This is a genomic window from Lysinibacillus capsici (assembly GCF_003367505.1).
In the GTDB taxonomy this organism is placed as follows: domain Bacteria; phylum Bacillota; class Bacilli; order Bacillales_A; family Planococcaceae; genus Lysinibacillus; species Lysinibacillus capsici.
In genome coordinates this window covers 1-18,664 of record NZ_PXXX01000023.1, presented here as the reverse complement: position 1 = coordinate 18,664, position 18,664 = coordinate 1, and the positions used below count along the sequence as shown (strand labels likewise).

Below are 18,664 nucleotides of genomic sequence, written 5' to 3'. Positions count from 1 at the left end.
AAACGAGGATTTCTTATGTACAAAACGATCGGTGTACTTGCGCACGTGGATGCAGGAAAAACGACCTTCTCTGAGCAAGTGCTTTTTCATACAAATAGTATTCAAGCACGGGGGCGTGTTGATCATCAGGATACCTTTCTTGATCATCATGAGCTAGAGCGCAGACGGGGCATTACGATATTTGCCGAGCAAGGGCGCATGAATATTGGCGATGATACATACACATTGATTGATACGCCAGGGCATGTCGATTTCTCCCCTGAGATGGAGCGTGCCATTCGTGTGATGGATTATGCCATTATTATCATTAGCGCTGTCGAAGGGATACAGGGCCATACAGAAACAGTGTGGCAACTTTTACGTCAATACCATGTCCCTACCTTCTTCTTTATCAACAAAATGGATCGTGAGGGTGCCAATATGAAGGCCGTCATCAGCCAGCTTCGCAAAGATTGCTCTCAGCATGTATTGTTCATCGATGAGCCACTGCGAGCAAACTATGTATCAAATAATATTATGGAATGGCTGGCGGAGCGCGACGAAAAATTGCTTGATGCCTTTCTAAATGAGTCATTGGAGCATGAACAGTGTCTTGCTCAATTAAAGGAAATGATTAAAAATGAAGGTGCCTTCCCTTGCTTTGCTGGCTCGGCCTTAAAGGATGAGGGCATTCAGGAATTTCTTGACCAGCTCCCGCTGTTAACGGCTACCCATTTTGACAAGGATGCCCCATTTGAGGGCGAGGTTTTTAAGATTCGTCATGATGGTCACCAGCGTTTAACCTTTATGAAGGCAACCAAGGGCTCATTGCATGTACGAGATGAATTTTCATTTGACGAAGTAACAGAAAAAGTGACCGAAATTCGCCTTTATAACGGCAGTCGCTTTGAGACCGTTCAACAGGTAGAGGCAGGAGAAATTTTCGCTATCAAAGGACTGAGCCAGGCAAACATTGGGGATCGAATCGGTACAACGATGCTATCACAGCCCTATGAGCTTGTCCCAACCTTACAGGCAAAGGTTCAATATGAGGGTGATCAGCATATCAAGGAAGTGCTACAGATTTTCCGTTTACTCGAAGCAGAAGAGCCGTCCTTGCGTGTGGTCTGGCAGGAAAAATTTCAGGAAATCCATGTGCATATTATGGGTGTCATTCAATTGGAGGTCCTAACTGAGGTATTAATGACACGTTTTTCATTAGCTGTCTCCTTTGGTGAGCCGCAAATTTTATACATGGAAACCATTGCGACGACCGTAACGGGCTATGGTCATTTCGAGCCCCTCAAGCATTATGCAGAAGTTCATTTATTAATGGAGCCAAATCCACGTGGAACAGGTAATACCTTCACCAATGCCTGTCATGCCGATCATTTATCTGTAGGCAATCAGCGCCTTGTTGAAAAGCACCTGTTTGAGCGTGACCATCATGGGCTACTAACAGGCTTCCCTGTAACAGATATTCATTTTACACTTCTAACAGGTCGCGGGCACAATGAACATACATCGGGGGGAGATTTCCGTGAAGCCAGTTTCCGTGCCCTGCGTCAGGGGCTGGAGCAGGCACAAAATGTCCTACTTGAACCCTATTATCGCTTTAAAATGAAAGCTTCAAACGACTTTATCGGTCGTATGATGACTGACATTCAGCAAGCAGCTGGCTCGTTCGATGACCCGATTTTATCCGAAACGGATGTTATCCTAACAGGTCGTGCACCTGTTGCCACTTTAATGAGCTACAGCACAACCTTTGCCGCCTATACAAATGGGAAAGGTGCACTCACACTCCAATTTGATGGCTATGATGTGTGCCATAATACAGAGGATGTGATTGCACAGATTGGCTACGATAAAAATGCCGACCCTGAGTATAGTTCCTCTAGTATCTTTTGTGCTAAGGGCAAAGGATATTCGGTTCCATGGCAAGAAGCACAGGCAGCCATGCATTGCCTGTAGGATGGGATGAGCCTGCTCGCTTCGGGTATTTCCTCGGCTTCCGCGGGTATCCATCGCTCTAGCGCGGGTATTTCTTTCTTGGGCATCAATATATCTCTACCCTGCCATAAGATATTACAAGCCCTCCAAAAAATGGAGGGCTTGTTTTTATAGTGCACCGACAGCTTTCTTTGTTGGATTGTCCAACAAATATGCGGGTTCAACTATTACATAGTCATGCTTGTTCGTAAAATCAATTAGTACCTTACCAGGTTGACTTTTTAATAGTTGTAGATGATCAATTAATTGCAGTAAAAGCTCGTGACCATTGCCACGTGGATGCCAGTTGAAATGATAATCATTTAACGCTTGCACCGCTTCAATAAATTGGGCATATTCCTGCTGCACAAATGCAATGAGTTTGTCATGATGAGATGCTAAATCATATAAATATGTTTCGTAAAAGCGCATGACAATCGAGCATAATAAGTCATTGACACGAGCGGCACTTAAAACAGGCTTTGGCTCCAATGATAGACGGTCGAGGTTGGGCTTTGCGCGTGTAGAATCAATGCGCGTAATTAAGTGATACGCTTCTCCGTTGACCTCATAGACAATCGGATTGGTCGGCATGTACATCATAAAACTATTCGTCTTTGTTTTTAGTTCATCTGCTATGGCTGCTTTCGCTAAAAGATGACCGTCCACATCCCCATTTTGTATCCAAATAATTTCTTTATTATATAAGATTTGCTCAAAGAAGCGATCATTGCGAATCAGCTTCGTTGCTAATAATTGATCGATCAGTGACTCGACCACCATTCTTGTTTTCGCTTTCTTGGCAACTTCTGTGCGTGGTTGCTTACAAATGTTCAGATCTTCATAAGGCGTTTCCAACGTTGTCGTTACATGAATATTTGTCATACGTGCATCCCCTTTGCGTACATATTTTCAAAACAAAAAGGACTCCCTACTTTTGAGGAAATCCTTCATTTTATCTTCTTTCATCACACAATGCCAAACAAACCCTAAGTATGTGTGAACGAGTTCGATTATGAACCCTTTCATTTACTATGGGCGTTTGACGTACTGTGACGAACAGAGCATTCTGTTTTGTCAACATGCCACCTCCTATTCCTCGTAGGTTTATGGTGTGTACTCGTAACAGGCAGGTATCCTGACTCATGATCATCGCTTCTTTTCTCCTTCCCGTCCAAAGACAGTGGATACTGAAAAGTCGCTCACATTTACAGTTGCGGGACAGTGTCGGATTCGCACCGACTTCCCTTTTAAGCAAATTGCACGCAATTTACACCTATTACTACACGCTATTCAGTTGTGAAATTAGCTGTTTTAAAGATGTCAGAAATAGTAGAGTAAATATTCCTTACTGACTATCAAACTAAATTGTAATATGTACTCTACTAATTGTCAAAATTTTAAAAAAGACTGTTTGAATTAAGAGTAAACCTTTACATTTCTTTTTATCAATATGCTAATTAACATTTGACTTTTTAATTTGTTGTTCTATTCTTACATGCCTTTCAAATACTACATTTCCCTGTTACAATCCCAACACAATTTAACTAATATTTACACTTCGCAATCCATGTTATATTTTAGTTACTTCGTATCATCCATCTTCAGTACAGCTATGAACGCTTCTTATAGAAACGCTGTATTTAGGTATATCTAATTGTATTGTTATATAGCCAATAAACCTTTGATGTATAAGGGTATGTTGGCTGCTTTTTTACTCCACATTATCTATTTGGATTCTACTTTTATCTATGTATATTTTCTATTAACGGTGGGGAATTGATGGGTAAAAATTAGACCACCCATAACGGAGTGGTCTTTTAACATTTAATAAACTTAACTATACACATTTAACATATATTTGATATTTAGCTGTTCCTTTCCATTCCCAATGATCTTCTGTACCTAAAAGTGGATTTCCAGCAACTGTTTCTGATTTACCAGACGCCTCAAGCAAGTGTACATGATGAAATTCAATTTTTGGCCTCACATAATTTTTTAAGCCGTCAATAAAAGTACGTGCATCATCTGTACAACGGTCAAGACAAAAACCCGTAATTCTATCATGACTTTGGCTAGATGGGTAACGCATATAAATATCTAGTGACTTTGTTTCAATCTCATCATCCACATTAGTGAATAGCTGAGGTTCGTTGTTTGGAACGCATTGCATTTTATATCACCTCCAAAATAAATTGATTTGTACACATTTATTATTATGTTTAAAAAATAAGAACTTATTCTATTTTTAATTTCTAATGAATAAAGTAATTTCCTTAATAAATATTAATATACTACAGCCCATCAAAAGTAGTCTTATTCAATTAAAACGCCTTTTCAAAATTTCCCAGCATGAAAAAGAATTATGCCAACTATGATTACTGACTCAATAGTAAATCAGGCTTCACATCAGGTATACAAATTTGTATAAAAAATCACCATTCTAACCAATTATCCAAAGATGGTTTTCCTATAGATTGTGTACGACTCTCACGCTCTGTTAACCAATTGAAGAAAGGTATTGGACGTTCTTTAACAGGAGTTTCTTCTAAAGATGATGATTTATACTGCTTCATATTAGAACGCTCTACAGCCTTGCTATACGCTCCTACAAATATGGCTCTTAATGTGCTTGTAACTGTCAGATCACCTTCTTTAATGTCCATAACAATTTTAAATAGCACGTTCTTAGCTCTTATAAATTCATCCATAGAATTTACTTGTGAAGCTAATACAACCTTGTGCAACTCATCTTTCAAGTTATCTGCTAATGGCAAGCTATTCATGAAGTCAAATAGCATCACCTGGTAATCGTTCATGTATTCCTTATGAGCTTCTTTTTCAGCGTGAGCATTATAATATACTTCTTGTAAATTGCTTGTTTTAAAAAGATTAAAAGAACTAGATGGTTGGTTTTCAGATTGTGGAATACAAACCGCGTCGTTACTAGCTTCATCGACTGTCTCTCGTTGGGACACGCTCGATGGGTCATAAGGCAAAATTCGATAAATACTAGCCCCTTTAATGCCGTTTAATTTAGTGCTTGGTACTTTTTCGATGATGCCCAACTCTGCTAATTTCTTCATTGATCGATAAACTGTCTTTGTACTGATTTCCAATGAAGTAGCAATTGTGGCAGCTTTCAAATGACATACTCCTGGATGCTCTAAACTGTGAGATGCCAGTTTGAATACAATTGCTCGTTCTGATTCTGTTAAGTCGTAATAGTGCGCTGCTATATGATTTTCAACAGACCTATCAATCTCTGCTACTGTATCGAATGTTATGTATTGTGCTAAGTATTCGAATGCCATTTCTTTTCACCTCACTTACCTTTTAAACACATATGACACTATATGTTCCTTATTAGTTACATAATAAAACCTATATATTTAAAAGTCAACAATAAAAAATCCATTTAGATAACATTTTGTAACTAAATGGTTTATTAATGTTCTCTTACGATTTATAATTTAAAAGAGGTGATTAATTTGATGGGAACAAAGATTAAGATGGTATTAGTAAAAAAGGGAATGAATGTTGTACAGTTAGCTGATTTATTAGAAACATCGCCACAAAACCTATATAAAAAATTTAAAAGAGATAATTTTTCAGAAAAAGAACTTCAAGAGATCGCCCATGTACTAGGAATTCAATATGAAGGAATTTTTACATTGGAAGATGGTACTAAAATATAATCTGTTTTTGGAGGACTAACCATGTTTAAAAAACTGATTAGTAAAAAGAAGCGACAACTTAAAAAAGAAGCTAAAAAAGCATTGTATGAAGTTACTGGAGTTAAGCCGATTAAGATTAAGAAACCAAAACCATTATTTAAGAAAAAACGTAAACCAACTTTAAAACGAACAATTAAAAAATTATTCTAAACAGATAACTAAACAAGTTTGTTTGTTTTTTTGTATGTACTTTTTCCTTCAAATTTCCTAGAATGGTAATATAGAGGGAGGAATATAAAAATGAAGAAAAAGTTAATTTTTAGTGCTGCATTAGTATTAAGTCTTGGGCTTGCTGCATGTGGAGAAGAAAAAGCAAAAGAAGAACCACAAAAAGAAGAAACATCAGCGCCAGTATCTACTGACAAAACTAATAAAGAAGAAAAAAGTGAGGATGTTTATTTTAAAGACGGCGAAGCGAAATTAGAGGATTTAAAAATAAAAATCACAGAAACTAAAGTTATTCAAGTCGGTGAAAAAGGTAACGAGTATGGTGAAAAACCTGTGTTCGCAATCTGGTATGAAACAACAAACCTAAGTGATAAAGAAATCGACCCTATAACAGCTTGGGCTGCTGTATTCACTGCAATTCAAGATAATAATCCAAACAGTGTAAACAAGTTATCGGTAGGTATGTCTCCTGACGATAGATTTCTAGAAACTCAATTAGAAACTATTAAAAAGGGTGGTACTGTACCAGATGCTATCGCTTACGAGTTAGATGATCTTGAAACTCCAGTTACATTAGTAGCTACACAAGGAATTGCTGGTAAAGAATTAGGTAAACAAGATTATCAAATTAAACAATAAAGAAATTTAGTCACTCAATCGAGTGGCTTTTTTATTAAATATGTAAGAAACTTATTATGGTAAATAAGTACCATATTGGTTAAAGTTGTTTTTATAGGATATTTATAATATCCTTGTTAATTTAAAGGAGGATACATAAGTGGTAAATTTTTTTAAGAAAAGTTTGATTTATTTAGCGTTAATGCTGCTAGTACTAGTTAGCTTTAATGTTGAAAGTGCATCAGCAGCAGAAGTAATTGATTATGAAGAAGGAGTAACTAATTTAAATAATACTCCTGAAAATAGTGCAGTAATAGGTAGTCAAATTGTTAAACCAGAAATCGGTTGGAAGCGATACGATGGAAATAACCCTAAAATATTAATAGCTAATCCTTCAGATCATTATGATGTTTTAGTTAACGCGTATTATAACGGTATTTCATCTTTTTTTACTAAGAGCAGTACAGCAACTTTCTATTTCAGCGGCACTAAATTTAGGATTATTGGCGCTATTTTCTCTAAAAGAAGTGACACTATTGATGTAAGCATTGATGGACATTCAGCTGATATTTTTTCACAAAACATATCAAATCTAAATATAAATCAAACACAAAGATTAACTTATGAAAAAAACAGTTTATCTCAAGGTATTCATAAGGTAGTTATAAAAAACTTAAATATGTACGAACCATTTGAAATAGATGCAATAGATGTTGATGGATTTTTGCTATCTGAAAATGATGTACCAAGTACTGAATCTATTACATTAGATAAAAGTAATCTAGAATTGTTTGAGGGAGATTCCGCTAAGTTAACTGCAACAGCCACTCCAAACAGCGCAAATATTATTTGGACAAGTAGTGATAATAGTATTGCAACTGTAAGTCAAGACGGTCATGTAACTGCTATAAAGGAAGGGATAATAACTGTCACGGCACAATTAGCAAATACAAATTTAACTGCAAACTGCATTATAACTATTAAGAAGAATGGAAGTCTAGAAACTAAAACTATCACATTAGACAAGAATGCACTTGAACTACTAGAAGGTAATAAAGATAAATTAATTGCTACAGTCTTACCTGAAGACTCTTTGAATAAAAATGTAATTTGGTCAACAAGCGATGAATCAATAGTCAATGTAGACCAGAACGGTAATGTAACAGCAATTCGTGAAGGCGAAGCAATGATTACCGCTAAGGTCGAAAATACAGAATTATTTGCGACCGCTACAGTTATTGTTAAGAAACCAAACAATGAATCTTCAAGTGCAATTTTGAGTATTACTTTAGTAAACGGCATGACAAAAGAATATGATGTAACCAATGCTGTTTTAAACAATTACTTAAATTGGTTCGATACTGCAAAAGGTACTTCAACATTCAAATTCTCAAAAACAATTTCACCTTATAAAAAGGTAACAGAATACATCGTACATGATAAAATTGCTTCATTTGAAGTTAGAGAATATTAATCAAAAAAGCCCAGGTACTCACTTTTGAATGAGCGCCTGGGTTTTGCTGTTAAGCACTACGTTGAGCGATGATAATCTTCAATCCCTCAAAATCACCACTTGTCATAGTTCCATTATCGAATTTCTCCAACCAAGATTTATCAATCACCTTTTTGTCTACGGCTTGTTGAATGTAATCACGTACTGCAGCTTTTGCGGTTGTGCTAGTGAATTTCATAGTATCATCACCCTTTTCTGTATGTTGTGATTTTTCCTCTACAATAAGCTGCACTTTTACAGCACTACTTGTCGGTACTACAACTTGACCTTCGAGTTTATATCCAGCAGGCATTTTCCATGTCGTAGGAATTTCAAAATGGGGCGCATCATACTGATTAGCCGGCCAATATCCTCCCCATGTAATACCTAACTTTTTGGCGATAGTACCGACTTTCGATAACGTTGAAATGTCGTATAGATTTCTAGGAGGGGCTACAGCGATGTCCCAAGCTCTACGAGACGTATGATTACTGCTACGAGTCCATGTAACCAGTTGACCAGGACGTGTTCTACCTTGCTCGTACAGGTAGTTCTGACGTGCTTGGCTGCGGTATGTCTCTGTGATAAAAATAAAGTCAATGCCTGACTTGAAACACTCTTGAAAAAGCAATCGACAAGCTGTTTGAGCAGCTGCGGTTAATTCACTTAAATCACGACATGTAGTTGTTACGCTTGTCACTTCACATCTTCCTTTCGAGGTGCATCATATTTAAGCGCCTGTGTGCTGTCAGATGTACCAACAGTAGTTGGGTCAATAATAATACCAAGTAATCCTAAAATGCTTAGAATCGTCTCTGAAATAGCTGTAATTTGGTCATTGTAAATTGTAATATCGACATAAAAAATGCCTGCGATTTGATTCGCAAGCACAAGTAATAATGCAATTAATGATACCCAAAATTGCTTATGTTGAAGTCTTACTTTCCAGTTAATTTTCACATTGTCTACCTCCTAAAAGATGTGTTTTTCCATGCGATCCATACGGCCTTCAAGTGAAGTCAAACTTTTGCTGATTTCACGCATAGCATTGGCTTGTTCACCTTGTGCATCTGTTAACGTCTCTAAGTTTTTCATTAGTCGTTCCTCACGTTTGTTGGAATTCCAAAACACATAAACGACTAAGCAAATACATAAAATCGACCATACAACTTGGGAATTTGCAACGTTACTGGCTGCTGTTACAGTTGTTACAATGTCCATTTAATCACCGTTCCTTTCACTTTTCTGTAATATAAAAGCCCTCCACAATTATCTGCGGAAGGCTCAATTACTTATGTTTTAATTTATATTAATTGTTCAAAATCACTGATAAATTTTTCTACTTCATCTACATATAAACTAGCTAATGCAACAAGAGTTTTATCTCTATATTCAGGCGTATCAAACTGCCCTTCAAAGATATAATAATATTCGTTTTTTGAGAAAGGGCCAATCTCTTCAGTATCTTCATCTTCCTCTAAAGTATCTGCTTCGCTTTCCCCATTTGATACTGTTATGGATACCGTTAAAAAATTTTGTCCTGCATTTGAAGTTCTTACAGGTTTTGCATGTATATTTTCATTCCTTAAATCTGTAAACACACCTTTATACTTAAGGTTAGAGATTAATGAATCATATGCTTGCTTTTTATGTTCAAGTGCATACTGTGTCACAATTCTAATACTTGTTAAAAATGAACTAAAAGCATATGTGAATTCTTGCTTTGTACCTGTAGCTTGGGAATTTTCCATGTTTTTTAAATTGTATTTTGCTTCGTCTAATTTTTCTCTCATATCATCTATAATTGTCAATGTCCTAAAACCTCCCTTATTAATTTAATGATATGCTTTTTGAATATAAAAAACCTTAATAACTTTTTGAGTAAAACTATATAACTTGTAGCAATTATCTCCTAACTTCCCCGCTAATTTGACTCAATTCTTGTTTGATCTTTTGAATCAAAGTAGGTCTATCATTACCAAAAGTTGCTTCTATACTAAAGCCACTTGTTTCATAATTTTCTTGAATATCTGTGATACGTGCATCCATTGTAATTCCCCAATTCACGTTTTGAATTGTTGTTACATCACCAAGATCATAATCACGTTGGTAAATAAAAGGACTATTCGTCAATATTTGCCCTTCTAAATATTCCTCTTGCATCAACTCATGAAGCTGTTGTAGCCCTCTATCAGTAAGCGATTGAATAATCTGTTGTTCTGGTAATGGTTGATCATCATCATCAGTTTCGGATACATCCCTGGCATCTATAAAAATTTCATGTCGATTGATTCCTAAGAAGTTGCCAACCTCAATCACTCGTCTATCTACACCTTCACCTTGCCCAGCTACAATTGCAACATTCTTATAGTTAAGTTCACTTTGCGTATACTGTAAAGATTTCAACGAATCAAACTGTGGAGAAAAAATCACAGGTGGATTAACTGATTGTCCAGATATTAAGCTCTTGCCCTCCACAACATCAAAGACCCACTTCTTATTTCTTATATCTAGTGTGACATCCCAACCTAGACCACTGGCAATTGATAACGTACTCACTTCTTCGGCTACATTTTTAAATCGCGATGAATAAGTAGTATGGGCACCTCTCTGTAAATCAGGAGCTATAACAAGTTGAGGTATTTTACGCCTTGAATCAACTGGATTCACTAAATTATTATTAACGTAATGTTTCATAATCGTTTCGGAACTACCCGACTTGTAATCATACGCTGTATGAGTTGGTGGCATTGTAATTCGCTGTGCAATGATTGACTTCAAAGCATAACCCTTAATAAGCCAGTTCTCTGTAATCTTACCGTTTTCATCAAGCTCGATTTCTCGATGCTTAATAATAAAAACCTTATTCAAATCAGTACCGATAAGAATAAGGTTATCTTTTAATAATGTATTTGCGTATTTCATGTGGCGATTAATTCGTAACTCAATAGCACCTATACCATGCCATGAACGATTAAAAAACATGGACTCATAGTTATCGATTTCAGCTAAGATGTCCATGTTTAAGGATAATATTCGTATTGGTTTTTTCATGGTTATTCACCTTGTTTAGCGTTTGCAATTTGTTCGATATCTGCTCTATAAGCATAAATTTGTGCAAGTACGAGGTTTTCATTTTCTTCGGATAGTTTATAGCTGTTTAAAACTTCTTGTATATCCGTTTCGCCTCTTGTGTAACGTGTAATACATGCGTTTGCAATAATTCTAACTTTGTAATCAGCTAATATCATCTCCGCCAACTCCTTTTATTTAAAGTACGATTAATTCAGCAATCATTAGTTCTAAATCTGCTATACGTTGGCTCATTTTATCTACATATACATACTGGTCTTTTATATCAACGACCTCTGGAACTTCATCACCAACTACATAGGCATTTCCTGCTGCATCCTTCATTGAGTAAATTCGATGTGTATGATTTCCAATCTCCTCACCGTCATCATTTAGGATTTTCTCCACAACAATCTCCATATCTAGCGTGAGATCTTCTGTGATGATTACACCAACTTCTTCATCTCTCCATCCTTCCACATAACCGCCAGCATATTCTAATCTGTTGCCATTTAACACAACTATATTGTCGTGAAAGTCATGGATAGTGTTGCTTTCTTTAAGATATAAAATTGCTACTGCCATCATTGAGCCTCCTTCCTTATAGAATCTGACCACCATTGAGGGCTCTTGTTGGTGTCGTACCCGTGATTGACGATGCCCTTCTCCTACATATTGATAATTCTACATCGATCCCAATTTTGTTACCCGAACCAGACACTGTATCTAGTACAACATTTGACCCATTATCTAGTTTGATTCCAGCACCAGATGTCTTGCTACTGTAAGTAGACATAGAAATCATACCAGATGATGCCAAGCAGTAGACCCCGTGACCATCTGTTCCATATGGGCTGTTGACATTTTGTATAGAAAATTTATTTACTACTCGTAAATCAAGACCCATTACGGCATTTAAGTCCCTTAATTGTAGATTGTCAATATGAGAGAACATAACCCAGTCTATCACTGTAGTTGCCCCAGCGCCTCTTATAGTAAGAAGCCCGCCTCTATAATTAGAGAGGTTTAGGGTCGAATACGTACCTGCGGCTAGTGTTAGAGTCGTTTCATATCCTGACAATCTAGGTAATTTGCCCAATGCATACCCTAGGGTCTTATATGCATTGGCTCCATCTGACCACCCTTTACCGTCTTCGTCTACGCCATTCACTGGATCGACATAGATGTTGTATAGAGTATCAGTTACCCTAGTCCATGGGTTCCAGTTACCATTGGAGAATCCTTGTCTGAACCATGTAACTTCTGGTTTGTTTGAAGAACGGGCGAATTGAGTGACCGAGCCCTCATTATATCCACTCCATGCTATAACTTCTACTAGATATGAGGCTGGTCCTGTTGGCGGTAGATTTTTTGCTCCCCACGCTTGCGATCCGTTGTACCACCCAGATTTCCTTAAAAGATTGTAATCGCCTAGATATTCTGTGGATTTGCCATTCGATAGCATCTGTGAATTCACTAAATCCTCTAATGCGTCATCATTGAAGTTAGGCAGGATATTCGATCCAGCCCATGGACAGATGATATCTTGACCACGTTCATCAGTAACTGCATTAGCAGCAATAAACGTTTGCCCTCCGACTACTTTTACTTGTGCCAATGAGATTTCATATAGGTTAGGCGTTTGTGTTAAAGCTGGTGGTACTGGATTAGTACTTGGTACTCCTTTTTTGATAAATGCTTTTACATACCTTGCTTCGGTGCTTAAATCCATACGAATAACGATACGGTCAATACGGCTATTTCCTAATGTTTCAGTATCATGAGTCAACTCCTTGAAACTATCGTTTTCGTAATATCGACCACGTAAAAACGCAATACCTGTATCAATTTTGGTAATCATGTTTGACCCATTTGCAGTTACCACAAGTTGATTGCCAGCACCTTTCATCAGCCCTGTCGTAACCAATGCCTTAAAGTAATCCGTAAACTCTTGTGCATCATATTCTCGATCATAAGTGACTCCATCTTCTTGTAATACCGCATCAAAAAATCTAAATTTTTCAGTCATTTATTTCACTTCCTTTTATACGCTTAAATAGCGATGCTTGTACTCAACATATACTTCTGGATTGCCGCCCTCTGTGATAAAGCCAAATTTTGTTTCTCCGACTTCTAGCGAGAAGAATGTAGACTCTAAATCAATGTAATGAAACGCATTTTCCACAACACCATCAGGTGCTACAATTTCAACTCTCTTATTACCAAAAGAAGTATCTAATACTAACTTATATCCCGGTGGTATTGTTCGATTTACCTTTATGAACTCGCCTGTTGTTACATTAGTGATCTTTGGATTTACGGCTGCACCTCTAAATTCCACAATAATTGGAGTTGGTATGTCGCCTTTGTTTATTAGGATACGAGAATCACCCCTTGTAGCAAAACGGACAGGGAAACGGAACTTAAAACGAAAATTACCTACGAAATCTTCCAGCTTGTAGTTCTCTGTAAAAATGTCTCTCCAATAAGGATCAGGAGCAATTAAATTGATTGCTGTTCGCTGAAACCATTTACCTTTAGCGTCACCTACTGGAAACGCTGGGGAGCCATCCACAACTACTTCAATCTCTCTCTCGGTTTGGCCGTTGCTATATACTAATTTACCTTTGCCTATCTTCGGATTAAAAACACTACTTATTTGATGTCGCAAACTGTTTAAGTCATCACGGTTTTCAGCAATTAAACTGACATTCAGTGTTAATGAGCGTGTTGCTAATAAACTATCTACATAAGTAGCGCCATCTTGATAAGGCGCAGTTTGCATTTGTACATCTGCGTCAACCTCACCTCTGCCCTCCACCGACTCTAATAGAAAAGGCGACCGATTTGTTAACTCAACCGACTGCCCTTTTGCATTAGTAAATATCACTTTTTCTGCTGTCAATTACACCACTCCCCACTCCATTGCCAATTGACGTTGTGTTTGTACTGCTTTTCGTGCTAATTCGCTAGGTGAAGCGTTTGGCACTTGGTTGATTATCGTAATGCTTGGTTGCATATACTTTGAGTTATCAATAGTTGAAGTTGTATTAGTAGCTATACTTGCTCTAGCATTACGCGTTGACTTTTCAGCACTACTTGCAAGTGAGCCATATACATTATTCATAGCTTGTTGCAATCTACTTTGTGATTGTTCCATTCCCTTAATTAGGCCTTCATTTATATTTACACCAAAGCCCATTGTTACTCTTGAAGGACTGTGGATGTCCAACGCTGATTGAATAGTCTTTTTAACTGAATTAGCAATATCTAAAGCCTTACTTTTAATCGCATTAGATGTAGAGGATAATCCTTGTAACAAACCATTTCCTGCATCTCTACCAATTTGTTCTAAACTAGATAATTCTGTAGAAGTATCTGTTGTAATGGACTTGATCTTTGTATTCCATTCTCTTTGTAAAGTATCTAATTGTTTATTAGCATTTTCTCGTAAACCTTTGATTTGTTTTTCAGTATCGTTTTTCATGCCAATGTGTTCTTTTTCGGCTACTTCTCTGGCCCATTTTGACTTAGTTCGATACAACTCACTGTATTGAGTAAGTTGCGAATCGGTCATGCTGTTTAAAGCTACAATTTCTGCTAATGCATTAGGACCCATTTCACGAAGTTCTGCCAGTAAACCATCATCTATCGCTCTAGTTGCTAATTGTTCAATCTCTCTTTGCCAACCTTCAAAATGAACAATTTGAGTTTGTAGATTTTTCATAAGCTCATCACCAGTTCGACTTAAATCTACTGTAAATTCTTCAAAAAGTCCCTTTGTATTTTTTAAGGAATTTTCACGTTTAGAAACGGCATCTTCATAGGCTTTATTTAATGTTTCTTCACTTTTGATTAAGTCCTCATTAATCTTCATGACTTGACCTGAATATTCAGCATTGATAGATGTAATTTCTTTATTAACAGCTTCAACTGCCTTTTTATACTCTTGTTGGGCCTTAATACGCTCTGTTGTGCCTTCTGAAAACAATTCCATAGACTGTTCCCAAATGCTTGCTTCATCCAATATGGACATCTGATCTAAAGACTTTTTATCATCTATATATTTCTTGATGACTTCTAAATATTCTTTTTCTGATTTTTCAACGAGTGCCATGTACTTTTTATTGAAATCTTGATCTGCTTTAAGTTTTGAATCCTTATATGAAGCTTCTAACATAGCAATTTCTTGTTGTTCTTTTTGAGTCAAAGCACGTTTTTTCTTAGCTGCATTGTTTTGGATTTTATAGATTTTTTCTAACGTCTTATCGTTCTTATCCTCATTCTTTTTATTAAATTCATCAATAAGATTTGAGTACTCTTTCTGATAAGCTTTAGAAACATCTAAGATACCATTACCGATATTCTCCATAGCTTGATTCACCTTAGGAGATGATTGATCTAGACCTATCACCATACCTTCACCAGTCCATAGACCAATTTGCTTGAATACTCGCGAAGGTGAATGAATACCTAGTAATTTTTTCGCTGTATTCACTACGCCATCCACAACACCAGTAATTGCCTCAAGGGCATTCGCTGCCATGGCTGATATACCTTTGATAAGACCGTTAATAATGTCCTTACCGATTGAAATAAATTGAGCCGGTAACAATTTTACTTTCTCTACCATTCCATCCTTTAATTCATTCATTTTGTTAACTACATTAGTTTTCATTGTAGAAATTGTATTAACAAAATTAGTACCAAGATTTTTAACGAAATTAATTACTGAAGTAACCATGTTAGAAACAATTGTCTTTGCTGAATTTCCTAAATTAGTGAAGAACGAAACTGAACTAGTCCAAGTATTTTTAACTGAATTTATTGCGTTTGTAGCTAGATTTTTAAAGAAATTAATAACACCTGATGCGAATCCAGATACTGTGGAAGACACCTGCGAACCCATTGAGGTAAAGAATTTTGCTATGTCATCCCACATGCCTTTTAATAAGCTAACACCTGTTTTAGCAAGGTTAGTGACAATTGTTTTTATTCCACCAAAGAATGACAGTGTCATCCATCCTACGATTAGATCAATAGCTCCGCTAAATATCTGTTTAACGCCTTCCCACATCTTGCTGAAGTCACCTGTAAAAAGACCAGTGAATACTTTAATAGCGCCCATAATGACGTTTAAGGCACCATCTATGACTTGTTTAATGGCATTCCACACTGTTTCGATGATGAGCTTCACAGCTGGCATAACAAACTCTATAACAGCCTTTATGCCATTAAAGATATTCTGAACTGCCTGTAAAATTTGAGCACCTTCAGTGTCCCAAAACTGTTTGATTTGTGCTATTTTTTCTCCAATAAAAGAAGCCACTGTTTCAAATACAGTGACTGCAACATCCCTAATTGCCTGGAATACATTATTTACATTTTCCCTAAATGTCTCAGAATTTTGATAGGCAGCCACAAGGGCGACACCCAGTCCCACTATCGCGGCTACTACTAAAGTAATCGGAGAAGCTATAGCGCCAATTATTGCTGCTAATGCGGGCCACGCGGTGACGAGTCCACCAATGGCAGGCATTAATACTGTAAATGCACCTGCTAGTATTCCAATCATAGCAACTATTGAGACAATCGCTGCTGCTAATTCTTTATTCTCACTTACCCATTTGGCAATTTCGCCAATAAATTGTCCTATTACTTTTAAAATCGGCTCTAATGCTATCTTAATATTCCCTAGTGCAACGGATAGTTGATATGCTGGGTCTGACTCCAATTTTGAGGTATCATTAGTTAGTTCTTTAGTATTTTGTGCTGCTGTCCTGATATGCTCATTCATACCTTGAATAGTTTGTGAAATTTTGCCGCCTTGCTCTTCCCAAAGCGTGCCATACATTTTTACGCCTATTTCGTTACGTTTAGTATCATCGTCAATTAACGAAAGTGCTAGGTTCATTTCTTGCATAGCTTTAACACCATCTTGACCGCCTGTAGCTACTGCCTGACCCCACTTTTCTAATTGTTGAGCACTGATATTTGTACCTTTTATTGCATCTTGCATAGACTTATCAATACCTTGACCGAATTCAGCAGCGACAATACGCCCTTCCTTCAAACCATCCATTAGTATGTCAATATTCCAAGTTCCTGTGTCAACTCCTGCAGCCATTATTCCATGAATCTGTTCAGCAGTGTATCCAGCCATTTTTAATTGGCTTCCGTACTCTGCGATAATATCTAATTGTTCTGGTGGAAAACCAACATCAAGCAAGCCATTTACAAGCCCTAGTGCTTCCTTTTGAGAGATACCAATTTCTTTTCCAATTTCATGTGATTCTTGAATCAATTCTTTGAAGTCTATTTCCTTGTAAGCATACGCGATAGTAGCTGCACCTTTGATAATCTCTTGGTTGGTTTCCATAGAAGCATCTTTATTAAGTGCTATTTGTCTACGAACGCCCTCATAGGCAGCTTCTTCATCTCCTATTGCGGCTGTCGTTTCCATAATTGATTGACGTACTGCTTGTTTATCTTCTTCATTGAGATTCATGGAAATGTCTATTTGAGTGTTTAAACTTGATACATCTAACGCCTTTTCAATTGCTAGGGCAATTCCTCCGCCTGCTGCTAATCCTGCCGCAACACCAGATAATTCTTGACCAAATCCATTAACAGCTTCTTCAGCTTGATTAGCTTCTTGAGTGATCCTTGCTAAGTCTTGTCTTACTCCGTTTAAATCTGCGCCCTCTGCTGCTCTACGTAACGCTGCTCGCATCTCGTCAATATCAGCACCAGCACCCAAGGCATGTTGACCCATTAAACGCAAAGCGCGATTCATTTGGTCCGTTGTGGCCGAACCATCACGAATTGCATTGGTTAAGCGCGTACCTAATAAATCGGCAAATTGGTTAACATCAGTGCCAGTGGCTTGGAAAAACGCTGATAATTCGCCAGTAGTACGCGCCAATCGGTCTTGTTCGTTAGATGTACTAGCCATTTGTGCATTGTATCTTTGCAACTGGGCTTCGGTAGTTGCCAGTTCCCGCTGAAATGCTCGATATTGTTCTGCTCCAATATCCCCGTTACGAAACTGTGCTTCAACTTCTGCCTGTGCATTTTTTAAAACGTCCAGTTTTTCGCTAGTGTTTTGAATTTGTACGGCTAAAAGCTGCTGTTTTTGTGCGATCAGTTCAGTGTTGCCAGGGTCAAACTTTAACGCTCGTTCAACTTCCCTTAATTCGCTAGTAACTTTACTGCTTTCTTTATTAACGCCTTTTAAGGCATCTGTTAGCCCTGTTGTGTCACCGTTTAACTCAATAGTAATACCTTTAATTCGACTGTCTGCCATTACTCTCACCTACCTTTTTGAACAAATAAAAAACACCTACCAAATGCAAGTGTTAAAACGAGTCGAAGTCTGCTTGTGATGCTTTACGGCTATTCTGTTTATCCTTATTCGGATTTTTCATTTCTAGGTACTCGTCTATATAATCAAGTACCATACCGATTGTCATCGTTTCTAAATCGTCATGAGACAGTTTGCATTCATGACATAATATAAGGTACGTCTCCGTAGATATTGGTTCTCCGTCTGACGTACCTTCTTTGTCATTACTTAGTTTTTTTTAGATGAAATAGTTGCGGCTAG

Annotated in this window: 18 protein-coding genes and 1 riboswitch; of the genes, 5 read left to right on the top strand and 13 right to left on the bottom strand. The window is 37.2% G+C overall.

The window, feature by feature from the left end; translation table 11 throughout:
• Positions 1-15: 15 nt before the first annotated feature.
• The gene (locus C7B89_RS19780) at positions 16-1,953 is read left to right on the top strand and encodes an elongation factor G (RefSeq protein WP_115674426.1); all 1,938 of its coding nucleotides are present in this window, start codon (positions 16-18) and stop codon (positions 1,951-1,953) included.
• A 147-nt stretch (positions 1,954-2,100) separates the two neighbouring features.
• On the opposite strand, the gene C7B89_RS19775 is transcribed toward C7B89_RS19780, so the two are convergent.
• From C7B89_RS19775 to C7B89_RS19765, 3 genes are all read right to left on the bottom strand, one after another.
• Positions 2,101-2,856, bottom strand: a complete 756-nt coding sequence (locus tag C7B89_RS19775; RefSeq protein WP_048395717.1) for a hypothetical protein — start codon at positions 2,854-2,856, stop codon at positions 2,101-2,103.
• A 226-nt stretch (positions 2,857-3,082) separates the two neighbouring features.
• A riboswitch (cobalamin riboswitch) is annotated at positions 3,083-3,266 on the bottom strand.
• Between the two features lie 545 nt (positions 3,267-3,811).
• Positions 3,812-4,144, bottom strand: a complete 333-nt coding sequence (locus C7B89_RS19770; protein WP_115674425.1) for a hypothetical protein — start codon at positions 4,142-4,144, stop codon at positions 3,812-3,814.
• A gap of 262 nt (positions 4,145-4,406) precedes the next feature.
• The gene (locus C7B89_RS19765; protein WP_115674424.1) at positions 4,407-5,285 is read right to left on the bottom strand and encodes a helix-turn-helix domain-containing protein; all 879 of its coding nucleotides are present in this window, start codon (positions 5,283-5,285) and stop codon (positions 4,407-4,409) included.
• Between the two features lie 180 nt (positions 5,286-5,465).
• Here C7B89_RS19765 and C7B89_RS19760 point away from each other — a divergent pair, with 180 nt between their 5' ends.
• From C7B89_RS19760 to C7B89_RS19750, 4 genes are all read left to right on the top strand, one after another.
• Positions 5,466-5,669 (top strand): helix-turn-helix transcriptional regulator, encoded by a 204-nt coding sequence (locus C7B89_RS19760; protein WP_115674423.1) that lies wholly within the window; start codon positions 5,466-5,468, stop codon positions 5,667-5,669.
• A gap of 21 nt (positions 5,670-5,690) precedes the next feature.
• The gene (locus tag C7B89_RS22970) at positions 5,691-5,858 is read left to right on the top strand and encodes a hypothetical protein (RefSeq protein ID WP_158539206.1); all 168 of its coding nucleotides are present in this window, start codon (positions 5,691-5,693) and stop codon (positions 5,856-5,858) included.
• Between the two features lie 90 nt (positions 5,859-5,948).
• Positions 5,949-6,515 carry a DUF5067 domain-containing protein gene (locus C7B89_RS19755; RefSeq protein ID WP_115674422.1) on the top strand — a complete coding sequence of 189 codons (567 nt, stop codon included), beginning with the start codon at positions 5,949-5,951 and terminating at the stop codon, positions 6,513-6,515.
• A 139-nt stretch (positions 6,516-6,654) separates the two neighbouring features.
• Entirely contained in the window at positions 6,655-7,968 is a 1,314-nt protein-coding gene (locus C7B89_RS19750; protein ID WP_115674421.1) for an Ig-like domain-containing protein, read from the top strand.
• A gap of 49 nt (positions 7,969-8,017) precedes the next feature.
• On the opposite strand, the gene C7B89_RS19745 is transcribed toward C7B89_RS19750, so the two are convergent.
• The 10 genes from C7B89_RS19745 to C7B89_RS19700 form a co-directional block, all read right to left on the bottom strand.
• Positions 8,018-8,686, bottom strand: coding sequence for a M15 family metallopeptidase (locus tag C7B89_RS19745; protein WP_115674420.1), 669 nt, complete (start codon positions 8,684-8,686; stop codon positions 8,018-8,020).
• Positions 8,683-8,946 carry a phage holin gene (locus C7B89_RS19740; protein WP_115674419.1) on the bottom strand — a complete coding sequence of 88 codons (264 nt, stop codon included), beginning with the start codon at positions 8,944-8,946 and terminating at the stop codon, positions 8,683-8,685. The genes C7B89_RS19745 and C7B89_RS19740 overlap by 4 nt, the downstream gene beginning before the upstream one ends.
• Positions 8,947-8,958: 12 nt before the next feature.
• Positions 8,959-9,207 (bottom strand): hypothetical protein, encoded by a 249-nt coding sequence (locus tag C7B89_RS19735; protein WP_115674418.1) that lies wholly within the window; start codon positions 9,205-9,207, stop codon positions 8,959-8,961.
• Between the two features lie 83 nt (positions 9,208-9,290).
• Complete coding sequence (locus C7B89_RS19730) at positions 9,291-9,797, bottom strand: hypothetical protein (protein WP_115674417.1); 507 nt, start codon at positions 9,795-9,797, stop codon at positions 9,291-9,293.
• 94 nt (positions 9,798-9,891) lie between these two features.
• Entirely contained in the window at positions 9,892-11,040 is a 1,149-nt protein-coding gene (locus tag C7B89_RS19725) for a siphovirus ReqiPepy6 Gp37-like family protein (RefSeq protein ID WP_115674416.1), read from the bottom strand.
• Between the two features lie 2 nt (positions 11,041-11,042).
• Positions 11,043-11,237 carry a hypothetical protein gene (locus tag C7B89_RS19720; RefSeq protein ID WP_115674415.1) on the bottom strand — a complete coding sequence of 65 codons (195 nt, stop codon included), beginning with the start codon at positions 11,235-11,237 and terminating at the stop codon, positions 11,043-11,045.
• A 19-nt stretch (positions 11,238-11,256) separates the two neighbouring features.
• A complete protein-coding gene (locus C7B89_RS19715; protein ID WP_115674414.1) occupies positions 11,257-11,643 on the bottom strand; it encodes a hypothetical protein in 387 nt (128 codons plus the stop codon).
• Positions 11,644-11,659: 16 nt separating this feature from the next.
• The gene (locus C7B89_RS19710) at positions 11,660-13,087 is read right to left on the bottom strand and encodes a pyocin knob domain-containing protein (protein ID WP_115674413.1); all 1,428 of its coding nucleotides are present in this window, start codon (positions 13,085-13,087) and stop codon (positions 11,660-11,662) included.
• Between the two features lie 15 nt (positions 13,088-13,102).
• Positions 13,103-13,948 (bottom strand): phage tail family protein, encoded by an 846-nt coding sequence (locus C7B89_RS19705; RefSeq protein ID WP_147291545.1) that lies wholly within the window; start codon positions 13,946-13,948, stop codon positions 13,103-13,105.
• Between the two features lie 15 nt (positions 13,949-13,963).
• Entirely contained in the window at positions 13,964-18,364 is a 4,401-nt protein-coding gene (locus C7B89_RS19700; RefSeq protein WP_115674411.1) for a hypothetical protein, read from the bottom strand.
• Positions 18,365-18,664 lie beyond the last annotated feature (300 nt).

What these genes read in the sequence shown, in the direction of transcription:
- C7B89_RS19780 (WP_115674426.1), top strand. Translation starts at nt 16, where the DNA reads ATGTACAAAACGATCGGTGTACTTGCGCACGTGGATGCAGGAAAAACG.
- C7B89_RS19775 (WP_048395717.1), bottom strand. Translation starts at nt 2,856, where the DNA reads ATGACAAATATTCATGTAACGACAACGTTGGAAACGCCTTATGAAGAT.
- C7B89_RS19770 (WP_115674425.1), bottom strand. Translation starts at nt 4,144, where the DNA reads ATGCAATGCGTTCCAAACAACGAACCTCAGCTATTCACTAATGTGGAT.
- C7B89_RS19765 (WP_115674424.1), bottom strand. Translation starts at nt 5,285, where the DNA reads ATGGCATTCGAATACTTAGCACAATACATAACATTCGATACAGTAGCA.
- C7B89_RS19760 (WP_115674423.1), top strand. Translation starts at nt 5,466, where the DNA reads ATGGGAACAAAGATTAAGATGGTATTAGTAAAAAAGGGAATGAATGTT.
- C7B89_RS22970 (WP_158539206.1), top strand. Translation starts at nt 5,691, where the DNA reads ATGTTTAAAAAACTGATTAGTAAAAAGAAGCGACAACTTAAAAAAGAA.
- C7B89_RS19755 (WP_115674422.1), top strand. Translation starts at nt 5,949, where the DNA reads ATGAAGAAAAAGTTAATTTTTAGTGCTGCATTAGTATTAAGTCTTGGG.
- C7B89_RS19735 (WP_115674418.1), bottom strand. Translation starts at nt 9,207, where the DNA reads ATGGACATTGTAACAACTGTAACAGCAGCCAGTAACGTTGCAAATTCC.
- C7B89_RS19725 (WP_115674416.1), bottom strand. Translation starts at nt 11,040, where the DNA reads ATGAAAAAACCAATACGAATATTATCCTTAAACATGGACATCTTAGCT.
- C7B89_RS19720 (WP_115674415.1), bottom strand. Translation starts at nt 11,237, where the DNA reads ATGATATTAGCTGATTACAAAGTTAGAATTATTGCAAACGCATGTATT.
- C7B89_RS19715 (WP_115674414.1), bottom strand. Translation starts at nt 11,643, where the DNA reads ATGGCAGTAGCAATTTTATATCTTAAAGAAAGCAACACTATCCATGAC.
- C7B89_RS19710 (WP_115674413.1), bottom strand. Translation starts at nt 13,087, where the DNA reads ATGACTGAAAAATTTAGATTTTTTGATGCGGTATTACAAGAAGATGGA.
- C7B89_RS19700 (WP_115674411.1), bottom strand. Translation starts at nt 18,364, where the DNA reads ATGGCAGACAGTCGAATTAAAGGTATTACTATTGAGTTAAACGGTGAC.